Source organism: Promicromonospora aerolata, assembly GCF_042682255.1.
GTDB lineage: Bacteria > Actinomycetota > Actinomycetes > Actinomycetales > Cellulomonadaceae > Promicromonospora > Promicromonospora aerolata.
Window position 1 is genome coordinate 4,030,422 of sequence record NZ_JBHUHF010000001.1, and the last position, 13,742, is coordinate 4,044,163.

A 13,742-nucleotide genomic window follows, 5' to 3' on the forward strand; every position below is an offset into this window, starting at 1 on the left:
CAAGCCAATAGGCAGATTCCACTCGACGCGCGCCATCATCGCTCGTCGCATTTGCCCGCGGGCGTCGCCAGAGGCAAGGGGCTGGATCAGGCGTGCGCTCCAAAACTCTCGTAGCGCCAGGCGAGCAGTTCCGGGCTAGGCCGATCTGCCCGTCGCTTGGGAAGCTCGATGTAGCGCCCGTGCATCTCCTGGAGCCCATGCTTCAGCATCGGTCCGTCTACCTCTGCGAGGAGCTTGTGGGCGATGCGAACCTCAAAATCCGGTGTCACGCCAAGCATGTTCTGGTCGTAGGCCGCGTGGTGGATCTTGCACAGCGCGAGGCCGTTGTTCACCGTGGGGACGCCACGTTCGTCGGAGTCGGGAACGATGTGCGCGGCGTCGAGCAGGGAACCATGTTTGAGTTCGCACACGGCACATCGAGTCTCGTAAGCGACAAGCACCCGGGTGCGGAATGCCGGCTGGTGCAACCGCTGCTTCGCCAGGCGGCGAGCATAGTCGCGCTGGGGTTCGGGCATGTGTCGGATGTCGGGCACGAAGCTGAACGACTCATCGAGCGCGATGATAAACGTGCGCTCCTCCGGATAGTCCTCGACGACAAAGACCGGGGCGACTGGCGTGTAGATGTTGGGCACCTCCTTCCGGAACAGGATCAGAGGTGCGCCCGTGGTCATCGCATTGCGTAGTTTCCGGTTGTCGCCGGACCACGGGTCGCCGTCGCGGTAGGCGTAGTGGAGCAAGCCATCACCCGACTCCGTATCGTCGTAAGGGCCATCAGTGGCACTGACGATCGACAGGGTCGATTCGAAGGACGCCGGGTTACGAATGCCGCGGGAATAGTCGATGATGGGCAGCTTCTGATCATCGATCCGGAAGTCCAGGAGCTCGAGTCGGTGGAGAAAGCCCCCGTTGGCTTCAGCGCGCTCCTGGACCCAGGTGATGATGCGGGTGCGCAGGGCACGTTCTACCGCGGATTCCATGGGCACAGCTCATCAGATGAAGGGCGGACGGGATACCTGTTGACGGGGTGAGTTGCTCGCGGATCGGACAATGCCGTCCACCACACCCACAGCGAAGGTGCCACCAGTGACCGAGCCGCTCGACCGGGTCCGCGACCAACGACTAACCCTCCAGCAGGCCCCGAATGTCTTCGGCCCCCAGCGCCCCGGCAAACGCCCCCGCGTCGTCGCTCAGCACCGCGTCGAAGAGCCGCGCCTTGCGCTCCTTGAGCGCCATGACCTTGTCCTCGATGGTGTTCTCCGAGACCATTCGGAACACCATGACGTTCTGCGTCTGCCCGATGCGGTGCGTCCGGTCGATCGCCTGCGCCTCCGTCGCCGGGTTCCACCAGGGGTCGAGCAGGTAGACGTAATCGGCCTCGGTCAGGTTGAGCCCGAACCCGCCGGCCTTGAGGCTGATCAGGAACACGGGCGCCCTGCCCTCCTTGAACCGGCCGATCACCTCGGCCCGCTTCCGGGTGGACCCGTCGAGGTACTCGTACGGAATGCCCAGCGATGCGCAGACCTCGGCCGCCTTGGCCAGGAACGACGTGAACTGCGAGAACACGAGCGCCCGGTGTCCCTCGGCCGCGACCTCCGCCAGGTGCTCCGCGAGCAGGCTCAGCTTCGCCGACGGCACCCCCTCGTACTCCGGGTCCACCAACGACGCGTCCAGCGCCATGCGGCGCAGCGTGGTCAGCGCGCGGAAGACGGCCACCCGGTTCTCGTCGAAGCTCTCGAGCAGGCCCAGCAGGCGGGACCGTTCTCGCTGCAGGTGCGTGTCGTAGATCCGGCGGTGCCTGGCGTCGAGGGTCACGCGGAGCACCTGCTCCTGCCGTTCGGGGAGCTCGGGCGCCACCTGGTCCTTCGTGCGGCGCAGCAGCAGCGGCCGGATCCGACGGCGGAGCCGGGCCAGGAGCGGCGTCGAATCACCCTCGCCCGAGACCGGCTTGACGTAGTCCTCGCGGAACTTGGTGGGCGACCCGTACAGCCCGGGCGCCACGATCGCGAGCATCGCCCACAGCTCCATGAGGTTGTTCTCCATGGGGGTGCCCGTGATCGCCAGCTTGAACGGCGCCTTGAGCCGGCGGGCCGACTCGTTCGCCCGTGTCTGGTGGTTCTTCGCGAACTGCGCCTCGTCCAGGATCAGGCCGCCCCACTCGACATCGGTGAACGCGTCGAAGTCGAGCCGGAAGATCGCGTACGACGTCACGACGATGTCGGCGTCCGCCGCCACCTGCGCGACCGTGGTCCGTGCCTTCGCGGCAGTGGTCGACAGCGTGGCGACCTTCAGGTCGGGCGTGAACCTGGCGGCCTCCGCCGCCCAGTTGCTGACCACGGAAGCCGGTGCGACCACCAGGAACGGAGCACGACCGCGCGCACCCGGATGAGCGGGCAGCTCCTGCCGGGTCTGCGCCACGAACGCGAGGGTCTGCACGGTCTTGCCGAGCCCCATGTCGTCGGCGAGGATCCCGCCCAGCCCGTGCCGCCACAGGAAGGTGAGCCACTCGAAGCCGTGCTGCTGGTACGGCCGCAGCTCGGCCTTCAGCCCGACTGGCGGCGGTATGCGTTCCGGACCGTCGACGTCGTCGGCGGTCAGCGCGACGAGGTCGCTCACGGAGCGCCGCCATCGGTCGGACTGTTCGACGATGTCGGCGACCTGCTCCAGCTCCGCCCACAGGCCGGCGTTGAACCGGCTGATCCGCAGCTTTCCGGGCTGGTCCGACAGTCGCTGCGCCTCGTCGATCAACGCTCGCAGCTGCGCGAACACGGGCAGGTCGGTGCGGAGCCAGGTGCCGTCGGTCAGCATGAACCGCTTCTTGCCCCGGGCGAGCGCGTCGAACAGCGGTCCGAACGGGATCTCGCGACCCTTGACCGTCACCAGGACGCCCAGGTCGAACCAGTCCAGGTCGGTGCTGTCGTCCGCGCGCATGCTGACCACGGGGGTGGCCTCGAGGCCCTGGTACTCGGGGAGCTCGTCGCTCTCGACGCGAACGTCCGGCAGCTCCCGGAGCACCGGCAGCAGGATGGTGGCGAAGTCCATCGCCTGCAGGCCCCGGAACACCTCCGGTGCCACGTGGAAATGGCCGAAGCCCGGGACCTCGCGCGCGGCCGCGACCACGGAGCCCAGGGTCGCGGCCTCCGCCGCGAGGTCGCGCAGGTCCGCGCCCGCCTCCAGGGCCGTCGTCAGCGGATATTCCTTGTCCGACGGCGGGTACGCCCACCGCCACGCCACGCTGATCTCTGCGGGGGATACCGCCTTGACCGTGGCCACGAGCTCCGGCCGGGGCAGCTCCGGCAGCTCGACGCCGGGGTCGGCGCGGACCTGGACCTCGCGGCGGAGCAGCGGCAGGTAGTCGGCCAGGAACTCGTCGACCGCGTCGGCAGGGATCGCGACGTCGGCCAGGTGGACCGCCGCGTGCTCCTGATCGGTGAGCGGCGCCGCCGTCGGGCCGAGGGTGATGGTGCGGCCCGAGGACGACTCCTCCACCGCGAACAGACCATGGTGGCCGAGTGCTCCCACGGACGCCGCGAGGCTGACGGCGCCGTCGAAGGCGACGGTCCGTTCGAGGCGCGCACCGCCGTCGGGCAACGAGAGGTCCAGGGCGACGGTCGCCTCGCCGGCGAGGCGCACCGATTCCCGCTTGGACTTACCGACGAGCTCGATGCCGAGGCCCGCGGCGTCGGAGAGATGACGCCAGAACGGACGGGGGAGCACGTCGTCCAGACCGATCCAGTCGCCGGCGCTCACGTAGCCGTACCCCCGCGGGCTGGTGGCACGCAGTGCGTCGAGCGTGGTGAACCACTCCCGGACGCTGGGGTCGAGGCCGCGGAGGAACCCGTGTCGGATGTAGTTCCAGGAGGCGGTGCCGCCCACCCACGCACCGCGGTCGTTGCGCTGGACCGGCCGGATGGAGAGGGACCGCCTGTCGGCGGAGGGCGTGCCGTCGACGCGGAACTGCAGTGCCAGCTCGGGTCGCGGCTCGGCTGCCGCCTGCGCGGGCGCCGGCTCGGTCGGCGCCGTCGGAACGAGCTGCTGCACCGCCGCCTTCCAGCCCGGCACCTGCGGTGTGCGCTTCAGGGACGACGCGGGCCGGACCATCGAGGCGAGCCCGTCCGACCCGGCCTCGAGGAGTGTCGCTGCCACGTGCTTGCACGCCGACCTGACCGGGCACGTGCAGTCCGTGCCGACGACGACCGGCGGCCCGGGCGCGTTGGTCTTGAACTCGATGGAGCACGAGTAGGTGCTGCGCCCGCTGCCACGCACCCACGAGATGAGGAGGAGGTCGTCCGGTAGCCACTCCCACGAGATGACCCGGCCCTGCTGCTGGTAGTCCTCCCCGCGCTGGAAGGCGCCACTGCCCACCAGAAGCTTGATCGCCGCGGGGTGGGTACGCGGGGCGGGGACGGGCGTGGGCACCCCTCCATGGTTCCACGACCGGACGACCGGACCGCGAAGTTATCCACAGTGTGCCGTCGATCCCACCGTGTTGGTGCCCTCTGGGAGAGTGTCGCCATGCACACTCTGCCCGATGCCGGACGTCGGCCCGCCGCGTTCAGCGTCCTCGTCCTCGCGATCGCCCTGTGGATGGCGGTCCCGCTGCGCCTGCTCATACCCGGCAACGAGCTCGACCTGGACCTCACCGTGAACAACGCGGTCTTCGTGATCGAGAATGCGGCGATGGCGGGGACCGTGGTGCTCGCGGTCGGAGCCGCGGCGGTCCGGGCCCGGCGAGTCCTGACCGGAGCGGTGGTGGTGGTCGGGCTGCACCTGCTGCTCCAGGTCGGTACCGCAGGCGTACAGCTCCTGGACGGCGCCCGGCCCGAGCTGGTTCTCGGCACCCTCGCCGGGATCCTCGTGCTGCTGCTGGCCCTGGCGGGTGTGCTGCTCGCCCGGTTCGTGCGGGCTCCGGCGACGGCGCGGCGGGCCGGCCTCGTCGTCGCCCTGGTCGGAGCGGTTATCCACACACTGTGGAAAAGTGTGCTGCTGCCGGTGGTCGCGACGCTGCCCTACGGGGGGCCACCGACCGGGATGATCTGGTCCCTGCTCCTCAACATGGTGCTGAGCCTGCTCGTCGTCGCGGCGGCGGCGCTGTGCGGCTGGGCCGCGCCGACCACGCGGCGGATCGGTGCCCTGCTGGCCGCCGTCGTGGGAGTGCTCGGGATCGTGGCGGTGACCGGCGCGGTGGGTTTCTTCGGCGAGGCCTACGGGGTAGTCCTGATCGTGCAGGGGCTGATCACCCTGGCGGCCGTGCCGTTCGCCGTCCTGGCAGCGCGGCGGCTCGCGGCGGCCCGCCGGCCCGGCGTCGGCCAGGCCGGCAGCTGATCCGGCCCTTACTTCGCGGAGCTGACCCGGATCTCCTCGAGCGCGACGACCTCGAGGATCTGCTTGACGATGATCGGGCCGACGGACTCCCACGAGAGCATCTCGGCGATCACCATGTAGGACAGGTCGTCCCCGGTGAAGCAGCCGCCACGGTGCAGGGCGTTGAGGAGTCGGTGCTTGGGCCAGCCGAGGTCGTCGAGGCGCTCTACCCGCCGCACTGCGGGGAAGAGGCGGCCGACGGGCAGCGATTTGAGTCGTGTCACGGCGGCCTCGGCAAGGCGGGCGGTGCCGACGTCGGTCTTGGTGTCGACCCGACCGACGTACCAGGCGTCGTCTTCGGCCATGACCTCGCGGAACCAGGGGAACACCTCGCCCCAGTTGGGTGTGGGGGTGACGGCGGGTGCGTCGGACATGAGCGGATACCTCCAGTCCCTGTAGATAAGTTGTCTCAATCCTTGCACCGTTCTGCACGCAAATCAGACATGATCGGCTCCAGGGACCGGACCTCATCCACAAATTCACCCGTTGGGGGACTGCCTCGCCAGCGCCGCCGTGCGTGCGCCTCGCATGCCGAACAGGATCGCTGCCGCCAGGTACCCCACGGACAGGGCGGCGAAGAGTCCTGGCGACCATCCGGCGTCGGGCACGAGGAAGGCCGCCAGGGCGGCCGCGCCCACGAAGGCCGCGTTGTAGAGGACGTCGTAGAAGGCGAACGCGCGGCCTCGGTAGGCATCCTCGGAGTCGCGCTGCACGATGGTGTCGACGGCGATCTTCGCGCCCTGCGCCGCGAGTCCGAGCAACGCGGCCGCCGTGACCACCGCGACGACGCCGGGCTCGGGCACGAGGATCAGCTGGGACGCCCCGGCCACGAGCAGCATGACGGCTATCCAGGACTGCGGGGCCATGCGGCGTGCCAGCACGGCGGTGAGCAGGATCGCGAGCCCACCACCGACACCCGTGGCGCCGATCACGGTGGCGAACGTGGCGAGGCCCGCGGTGCGGTCGCCCGGCTCGGCCAGGAGATTGCGGGACATCAGGATCGACGCGATGAACACCACCCCGTACAGGAAGCGGTGCATCGCCATCACCAGCAGCGCCTGGCCGGGGGTGCGGCGGGCGGCCAGGTACCGGGCGCCGTCGACCAGGCCGCGGGCCACGACGACCACCTCGTTGCGGATGGAGCCCACGGCGGGCCGCACCGGGCCCAGCAGCGTGCGAGACATCCGTAGCCCCAGCAGCGAGGCGCAGCCCATGACGATGCAGGCGCAGGTCAGGGCCGTCGCGTCCTGGATGCGGCCGGCCGGCATCGCGAAGCCCAGCACGAAGCTCAGGCCGCCACCGAGGAAGGCCGCCCCCGCACCGAGCGTCGGTGTGAGGGCGTTCGCCGTGAGCAGCAGGTCGCCCTGGACCACACGGGGCAGGCCCGCCGAGAGGCCGGCAAGGAGGAACCGGTTCACGCTCAGGGCCGCGAGCCCCAGCACGTAGATAGCGGGCGTGACGCCCTGCGTGAGCATGAGTACGGCCATCGTGCCGGTGATCAGCACGCGGACGGCGTTGCCGATCACCAGCACCTGCCGCCGCTGCCACCGGTCCAGGAACACGCCCGCGAACGGACCGACCAGCGTGAAGGGAGCGAGCATGATGGCGAACGCACCGGCGATCGCCGCCGCCGACCCCTGCGACTCCGGGCTGAAGAACAGCAGGTTGGCGAGGCCTACCTGGAACATGCCGTCGCCGGCCTGGGACACCAGGCGCACCGCGAACAGCTTGCGGAACCCGGGTAGGCGCAGCAGCGCACGTAGTTCTGCAAGGACCGTCACTCGCTCACAGTAGTGGGGCCGCCGGACATGGGTAGGGCTACCCGGGGACGACGCCACCGAGGCCGAGCAGGACGAGTACTGGGACAGGGTCATCGTCGGGGCCATCGGTACCGCCCTCGGTGCAGGGGCGGTCTTCGCCGCGTTCCCCGGCTTCTTCAGCATGGCGGCCAGGGGTGGGTCGATCGCCACGACCGCCGAGCTAGGCTGGCGCGCGCTGGACGTCACCATCGACCAAGCCACCTGGATCGTGACCAACCCGCTGGGTGCCATGAACATGGGGTGGAACGTCAAGCGGGACGGCGACGGCGCGCTGCTTGCCAACACTCTCGAGAACCAGGAGGCCCGGTGACGGTCCCGACCTCGGCCGAGGCCGACAACCCGACGCGCTGGACGCTGAGCACCCGCGTCCCCGATGACTGGGTGGATCTCTCCGGGTTCGTCTACCAGGCGGCCGAGTACGAGCCTGCCTCCGGTCCGCCGACGAACGGGGCGAGTGCCCCGCCGTCGGAGGCCTGATCGATGGCGAGGAGAACGCGACGGCCCTTGCCCCCCTTTCCCGACGAGGTGCCGCTCCCGGCGACGTTCGGCGACTGGCACGACCTGGCGGCGGTGAACCTGGGCCGGGCCGAGAAGAAGGACTCCGGCGCACGGCGGCTCGTGGCCGGGCTGGGGATGCTGCTGCTCACCGTCGTCGGCCTGAACATGGCGACGGCACCGCTCGTGGTGCTGCTCGGGGGCGGTAGCGCGGGGGAAGAAGCGGACACCGCGGCGCTCGTCGTCGGTGCGGCGCTCGTGCTCGGCACCCTGGTCTGGTGGTTCTGGTACCGCCGCGACTGGGCGCGAGCGCGAAGACTGCGTCACGCCTGGTCGCGAGCCATCCGCAGACCCGACGTCCTGGCGCTGCCCGAGCGCGGCACGTCGTCGGAGTGGGGCACCGATCCCGAGAACCAGAGCGTCTATCGCACCCGGGACCGCGCCGAGCTCGTCAACACCTTCGGATTCCGTTCCCACGGTGGCGTCGACGGGTTTCTCGACTTCCTCCGGGCGTGCTTCTATCCCGTGGTCCTCGCCGTGGGACTGCTCCTCGTCGTGATCGCCCTTGACCAGGACGACCTCGCGGGCACTGCCGTGCTGCTCCCCGCCGCGGTGCCCGTGTTCCTGACCGCGCTGTTCGCCACCGCTCGGGCCTGGTGGCGCTTCGGTGACGGGATGGCGCTGATCGCGCTCGAGAACGACGACGTGCGCCGCTGGACCGGTTGGCGGGTGCTGCGCGGGCAGGACGAGCCACGCGCCGGATCCGGAGCGAGCTGGCGTCGGCACGGGCTCCGCATGCTTCCGGTGGCCTTCGCGGGCGTCCTCGTGCTCGCGGTCCGGGCCCGGTCCGGTATCACCACCACGGAGGTAGTGGCCGGCGTGGGGATCGTCGCGGTCCCGGCCCTTCTGATCTACGGCTCGTTCCTGGTCAGGGACCTGGCTGCCCGATCAGGCGGCCCCGGTCTCGCGGTACACGTGCTGTCCGACGACGTGCCTCCTCCCGGACCGACCTCCGTTCCACCAGGCAAGACCCGGATCGAGCTGCACGATGGCGGCAGGGTGCGCGTTGGCGGCCTCGAGGCGACGGCGCGCGCGCTGATCAGCGGAGAGCCGCGCGCCCTCGCGTCGCGTCGGCACTGGCTCGTGCTCGACGACGACTCCCAGGTGCCGTTCACCTGCACGGCGGTCGGCGAGCTGCGCCGACAGGCCGCGGAGGCAGGTCTCCGCGTCCTCTGACCCCGGCACGCCGGAGCAGGGCTCGGGTCGACGCGCGGGTGCGAGACCTGCCTCCCACGCCGCGCGCCCGTAGGGAAGTTCACCTCGAGGTCGCCCTGCCGACATCTCGGGTCAGCCGGGTCGCCACCCGATGAGGCCAGCGTGCGCAGCGTGTCCCCCAACCGCCGCCACGCGGCATTCATCGCTTCCGGCGCCGCCCTCGCACTGGGGCTGAGCGCGTTCCCGGCATCCGCTGTCGGCCACCAGGTCTCGACGAGCTCGACGAGCGGGTTCTCGGCGAGCACGTTCGGCCCCGGCTCGGCCAAGCACCACGAGACCTTCCACCGGCTCGCCACCTACCCCGTCTTCCAGAACGCCCCCGCCGGCACCGACCCCGAGGACGAGACGGTCGCCGAGATCTCCGCCGTCAGCGAGGACGGCAACACCCTCGTCCACACAGACGCCGCCGCGCGCCGCATCGGGTTCCTCGACATCAGCGACCCGGATGCGCCCCAGGGCCTCGGCTCGCTCTCGCTCGCCGAGCTCGGTTCGGAGCACGACGAGCCGACGTCGGTCGCCGTCGTCGGTCATCACGTGCTCGTCGTGGTCGACAGCTCGACGTCGTTCACCGCGCCGTCCGGCCGCCTCGACGTCGTCGACCTCGCCACCCGCACCCGCGTGCGCTCGATCGACCTGGGTGGCCAGCCCGACTCGATCGCGATCACGCACGACGGCACCCGGGCCGTGATCGCCATGGAGAACCAGCGCGACGAGGACGTGCTCGCCGACACCGGCGCGGGCGAGGAGGGTGACCTCCCGCAGGCGCCCGCCGGATTCCTGCAGTTCGTCGATCTCGCGGGTACCGACCCGGAGACCTGGCAGACCCGCCCCGTCACGCTCGACGTCGCGGCACTCGCCGCGGCCGGCCTCGACACCCCGCAGGACGTCGAGCCGGAGTACGTGGCGATCAACCCGTCCGACACCAAGGTCGCGGTGACGCTCCAGGAGAACAACGGCGTCGCGGTGCTCGACGTCGTTTCCGGCGCGCTCGAGAGCGTGTTCTCGGCCGGCGACGTCGCGCTGGAGGGCGTGGACGTCGACGACGACGGTGCCATCGACCAGACCGGTTCGATCGAGGCGGTTCCGCGCGAGCCCGATGCGATCGGCTGGGTGGACGACGAGCACGTCGCCACCGCGAACGAGGGCGACTGGAAGGGCGGTACGCGCGGTTGGACGGTGTTCGACTCCACGACGGGCGACGTCGTGTGGGACGCGGGCACCGACCTCGAGGAGCTCGCCGTCCGCGTGGGTCTGCACAACGATGACCGTGCCGGCAAGAAGGGCGTGGAGATCGAGGGCCTCGCGGTCGCGACGCTCGATGGCGTCCGGTACGCGTTCGTGGGCTCCGAGCGGTCCAACTTCGTGGCCGTCTACGACGTGTCCGACCCGGCTTCCCCGCGGTTCGTGCAGGTCCTGGCCACGACCAACGGTCCGGAAGGGCTCCTGCCGGTACCGTCGCGGAACCTGCTCGTCGTCTCCTCCGAAGAGGACTCGGCCGAGGACGGCGTCCGGGCCTCCGTCTCCGTGTTCGGCAAGGGGAACGGCTACCGGCGTGCGGCAGGCACGCCCGCCTTCCCGTCGATCGTGTCCGCCGACGTGCGCACCTCGGCAGGGGTGGCCAGGCCGATCGGCTGGACCGCGCTCGGTGCGCTCTCGGCCGACCCGACGAGGCGCGACCACCTGTGGACCGTGACTGACGCGGCCATGTCGCCGACGTCGATCCTCTCCGTCTCGACCGCCGGCCAGCGGGGCAAGAAGGCCGCTCCTGCCGTGATCGACCGCGAGATCGTCCTCACGGAGGGCGGCGAGCCCGTCGGCCTGGACGCCGAGGGCATCTGGGCCAGGCCGTCGGTCAAGGGCAGGGCGGGCGGTTTCTGGCTCGGCGTCGAGGGTGCTACCGGACCGGAGAACGCGCTGGTGCGTGTGTCGGCGTCGGGCCACGTGCAGGAGCGTGTGAGCCTGCCCGACGACGTCGTCGCCGGCCTGGGCAAGTGGGGCATCGAGGGCGTGACCGGGACCGTGGACCGCACGGGCGAGCACCTGTTCGTCGCGCTCCAGCGCGGCCTGACCAGCGATGCCGGCGTGGGTGGCTACGCGCGCATCGGTCGCTACGACGTGGCGACCGGCGAGTGGACCTGGTTCGGCTACCCGCTGTCCGCGCCGACCGCCGACGGTGACTGGGTGGGCCTGTCCGAGGTGACGGTGGTGGACCGCGACACGCTCGCCGTGATCGAGCGGGACAAGCTCAACGGTCCGGCGGCGGCGCTGAAGGCCGTCTACACGGTCGACCTCCCGGAGCGCGATCCGCGCCCGGGGCAGGTCCCGGTGCTCGACAAGGAGCTCGCGATCGACGTCCTGCCCGCGCTGCGTGCGACCAACGGCTGGACGCAGGAGAAGCTCGAGGGCCTCACGATCGGTGGCGACGGCCGCGTGTACGCGGTGACGGACAACGACGGCGTCGACGACGCGACGGGGGAGACCGTCTTCCTCGACCTGGGCAAGGCGCGCAAGCTGTTCCACTGAGTGCGGTTGGCATCTCACGGCAACCACAGACCTGCGGGGTGGGTTGCGCTGAGTAGACACGGTCTACCCAGCGCAACCCACCCCGCAGGCGTGTTGTCGCCCCCGGGCGACGCGCTCAGCCTCGTGCACCCACGTGGATCGCCAGCGCACCGTAGGCCGGTACCGATGCCGTGAACCAGCCGTCGCCGTTGACGGTCCTCGTCACCGAGCAGTCCGCGGCCGCGACGACGTCGCAGTACGTGCCGGCGGGGAGCGGAGTCCGGAACGAGCGCTGCACCGTGGACGCCGTGTTGTTCAGCACCACGTACCCCCGGTCGCCCCGGCCGTAGGTGACCAGGTTGCCGCCGTCGTCCCACCAGTTCGTGACCGGGGTGCCGGCCACCACGTTGTGGAACCTGACCATGCCGCGGATCTCGGTCCAGCGCTGGGTGCAGGTCCATTGCCCGACGCCGCAGGTCGCGTCGGCGACGGTGGTCGACGTGGCGCCGGGTGCGCCCGCGTCGGTGTCCGAGAACCGGTAGCCCGAGTACACGGTGGGGGAGCCGTACGGCCAGGACAGCAGGAACGTGTTGGCCAGGACGTACTTGGCGCCCCACCGGTAGTTCATGGACTCGCCGTTGCGCTCGGTGTCGTGGTTGGCCACGAAGACGCCGGCCCGTTCGGACGGCAGCTTGCCGTCGCCGATGAACCGCAGGTTCTTGATCTGTCCGTCGAAGTCGTGCTTGAGCTGCCGCGCGTAGTCGAACTCGTGCGAGTCGCCGCTGCCCAGGTACTCGGACGGCTGGATCGGCTCGCCGGCGGCGCCGATCACCTCGTGCACCCAGTACACGTCCGGATTGCTCATCCGCGCCTTGATCGCTTCGAGGTCTGACGCCGGGATGTGCTTCGCGGCGTCGATCCGGAACCCGTCGACGCCGAGCGCGACCAGGTCGTCGAGGTAGGCGGCGAGCCTGCCGCGGACGTAGTCGGAGCCCGTGCGGAGATCCTGCAGCGCGACCAGACGGCAGTGCTGGACCTCGTAGCGGTTCGTGTAGTCCGCGATATCGGTGCGGCAGTCGTTGAAGTCCTGTGCGCCGTACGTGCCGGTGAAGTTGTCGTCCGAGTACGCGGTGCCGGCCACTCCGGTCCCCGACTGGCCGGCCCCAGCCATGTGGTTGACGACGGCATCGGCGATCACACCGACGCCGGCCGCGTCGCAGGTGGCGACCATGTTCGCGAACTCGGCGCGGGTTCCGAGCTTCGAGTCGATCCGGTAGCTGACCGGTTGGTAGGACGTCCACCACTGGGAGCCGCGGACGTGCTCCATCGGCGGAGAGACCTGCACGTAGCCGAACCCGGCCGGGCCGACCACGTCGGCACACTCCGCGGCGACCGAGTCCCAGGTCCACTGGAACAGGTTGAGGATGACGTCTCCGTCGCCGTGCACCGGGGTCGCGGCACGGGCGGGCTCGGCGGTGGGCGTGGCCGTGGTCGCCACCAGGCCGAGGGTGAGAGCTGTGGCGAAGGTCGTCAGGGTGGCGAGCAGGCGTCGGGGCACGTTCGGACGGCGCGTCATTGCGGCTCCTTGCGGCGTTGTCCCGGCTGGGGTGCGTGCGGCGTTGCACGCCCTTTTCCGGATCTTGCTGCAAGCCTTGCAGAAACGTACGACGACACGCCAGGCCCCCCCGGGTGAAAGTTCCGGGTCCTGGCGTGTCGGAAGTGGGCGCCGCGCTACTCGGGGTCGTTCGGCATGAGGATCCAGAACGCGATGTACGCGAGGAACTGCGGTCCGGGGATGAGGAAGGACGCGACGGTGAGGACCCGCACCAGAGTGGGGTCCCAGCCGAATCGGCGGGCGACGCCGGCGCAGACGCCGGCGATCATGCGCCCCCGGCGCGGGCGGGAAAGTGTCTCTGTGCTCATGTCATCGACGGTACGTACGTCGGCGGCACGAGGGTATCCGGTGATGCCCCGGTCGGTCCCTGATCCTGCCCGGGGAGCTCTCAGGGTGAGATCCGCGCCGACGGTGGCGGCTGCGGCAGTCAGGCGGTGCGCTCGTTCGGGATGAAGACCCAGCAGATCAGGTAGGCCAGGACCTGGGGTCCGGGGATGAGGATCGAGGCGACGGTGACGACCCGCACGACCGTGGGGTCCCAGCCGAATCGCCGGGCGATACCGGCGCAGACGCCGCCGATGATGCGCCCCTGACGGGGCCGGAAGAGTCGAGGTGTGCTCATGTCCTCGACGCTACGCGGGACGCGGCGCTCGAAGTATCCGGTGATCCCCTGG

Annotated in this window: 12 protein-coding genes; 5 read left to right on the forward strand and 7 right to left on the reverse strand. The window is 70.4% G+C overall.

Annotated elements, in window-relative coordinates; genetic code table 11:
- Positions 1 to 86: 86 nt before the first annotated feature.
- Together ACFSL2_RS17970 and ACFSL2_RS17975 are read right to left on the reverse strand one after the other, a co-directional pair.
- Positions 87 to 977, reverse strand: a complete 891-nt coding sequence (locus ACFSL2_RS17970; RefSeq protein WP_377199145.1) for an HNH endonuclease — start codon at positions 975 to 977, stop codon at positions 87 to 89.
- A gap of 142 nt (positions 978 to 1,119) precedes the next feature.
- Positions 1,120 to 4,416 carry a DEAD/DEAH box helicase gene (locus ACFSL2_RS17975; protein WP_377199146.1) on the reverse strand — a complete coding sequence of 1,099 codons (3,297 nt, stop codon included), beginning with the start codon at positions 4,414 to 4,416 and terminating at the stop codon, positions 1,120 to 1,122.
- A gap of 96 nt (positions 4,417 to 4,512) precedes the next feature.
- On the opposite strand from ACFSL2_RS17975, the gene ACFSL2_RS17980 reads away from it, so the two are divergent.
- Positions 4,513 to 5,322, forward strand: a complete 810-nt coding sequence (locus tag ACFSL2_RS17980; RefSeq protein ID WP_377199147.1) for a hypothetical protein — start codon at positions 4,513 to 4,515, stop codon at positions 5,320 to 5,322.
- 8 nt (positions 5,323 to 5,330) lie between these two features.
- Here the strand turns inward: ACFSL2_RS17980 and ACFSL2_RS17985 are convergent, their stop codons facing one another.
- Both ACFSL2_RS17985 and ACFSL2_RS17990 read right to left on the reverse strand, forming a co-directional pair.
- Entirely contained in the window at positions 5,331 to 5,735 is a 405-nt protein-coding gene (locus tag ACFSL2_RS17985; RefSeq protein ID WP_377199148.1) for a hypothetical protein, read from the reverse strand.
- 105 nt (positions 5,736 to 5,840) lie between these two features.
- Complete coding sequence (locus ACFSL2_RS17990) at positions 5,841 to 7,142, reverse strand: MFS transporter (protein ID WP_377199149.1); 1,302 nt, start codon at positions 7,140 to 7,142, stop codon at positions 5,841 to 5,843.
- 160 nt (positions 7,143 to 7,302) lie between these two features.
- Between ACFSL2_RS17990 and ACFSL2_RS17995 the strand changes: the two genes are divergently transcribed.
- The 4 genes from ACFSL2_RS17995 to ACFSL2_RS18010 all read left to right on the forward strand — a co-directional run bounded on the left by ACFSL2_RS17995 (position 7,303) and on the right by ACFSL2_RS18010 (position 11,474).
- Positions 7,303 to 7,491, forward strand: a complete 189-nt coding sequence (locus tag ACFSL2_RS17995) for a hypothetical protein (RefSeq protein ID WP_377199150.1) — start codon at positions 7,303 to 7,305, stop codon at positions 7,489 to 7,491.
- Positions 7,488 to 7,658, forward strand: coding sequence for a hypothetical protein (locus ACFSL2_RS18000; protein WP_377199151.1), 171 nt, complete (start codon positions 7,488 to 7,490; stop codon positions 7,656 to 7,658). Before ACFSL2_RS17995 ends, ACFSL2_RS18000 begins: the two co-directional genes overlap by 4 nt.
- Before the next feature lie 27 nt (positions 7,659 to 7,685).
- Complete coding sequence (locus ACFSL2_RS18005; RefSeq protein WP_377199152.1) at positions 7,686 to 8,912, forward strand: hypothetical protein; 1,227 nt, start codon at positions 7,686 to 7,688, stop codon at positions 8,910 to 8,912.
- Positions 8,913 to 9,062: 150 nt separating this feature from the next.
- Positions 9,063 to 11,474, forward strand: coding sequence for an esterase-like activity of phytase family protein (locus ACFSL2_RS18010; RefSeq protein WP_377199153.1), 2,412 nt, complete (start codon positions 9,063 to 9,065; stop codon positions 11,472 to 11,474).
- Positions 11,475 to 11,589: 115 nt separating this feature from the next.
- On the opposite strand, the gene ACFSL2_RS18015 is transcribed toward ACFSL2_RS18010, so the two are convergent.
- The 3 genes from ACFSL2_RS18015 to ACFSL2_RS18025 form a co-directional block, all read right to left on the reverse strand.
- Positions 11,590 to 13,029 (reverse strand): alpha-amylase, encoded by a 1,440-nt coding sequence (locus tag ACFSL2_RS18015; RefSeq protein WP_377199154.1) that lies wholly within the window; start codon positions 13,027 to 13,029, stop codon positions 11,590 to 11,592.
- 155 nt (positions 13,030 to 13,184) lie between these two features.
- Entirely contained in the window at positions 13,185 to 13,376 is a 192-nt protein-coding gene (locus tag ACFSL2_RS18020) for a PspC domain-containing protein (protein ID WP_377199155.1), read from the reverse strand.
- 119 nt (positions 13,377 to 13,495) lie between these two features.
- Positions 13,496 to 13,690, reverse strand: coding sequence for a PspC domain-containing protein (locus ACFSL2_RS18025; RefSeq protein ID WP_377199156.1), 195 nt, complete (start codon positions 13,688 to 13,690; stop codon positions 13,496 to 13,498).
- Between the last annotated feature and the right edge of the window lie 52 nt (positions 13,691 to 13,742).

Coding starts and splice junctions, on each gene's coding strand:
- ACFSL2_RS17970 (WP_377199145.1), bottom strand. CDS start 977: ATGGAATCCGCGGTAGAACGTGCCCTGCGCACCCGCATCATCACCTGG.
- ACFSL2_RS17980 (WP_377199147.1), top strand. CDS start 4,513: ATGCACACTCTGCCCGATGCCGGACGTCGGCCCGCCGCGTTCAGCGTC.
- ACFSL2_RS17985 (WP_377199148.1), bottom strand. CDS start 5,735: ATGTCCGACGCACCCGCCGTCACCCCCACACCCAACTGGGGCGAGGTG.
- ACFSL2_RS17995 (WP_377199150.1), top strand. CDS start 7,303: ATGGCGGCCAGGGGTGGGTCGATCGCCACGACCGCCGAGCTAGGCTGG.
- ACFSL2_RS18015 (WP_377199154.1), bottom strand. CDS start 13,029: ATGACGCGCCGTCCGAACGTGCCCCGACGCCTGCTCGCCACCCTGACG.
- ACFSL2_RS18020 (WP_377199155.1), bottom strand. CDS start 13,376: ATGAGCACAGAGACACTTTCCCGCCCGCGCCGGGGGCGCATGATCGCC.
- ACFSL2_RS18025 (WP_377199156.1), bottom strand. CDS start 13,690: ATGAGCACACCTCGACTCTTCCGGCCCCGTCAGGGGCGCATCATCGGC.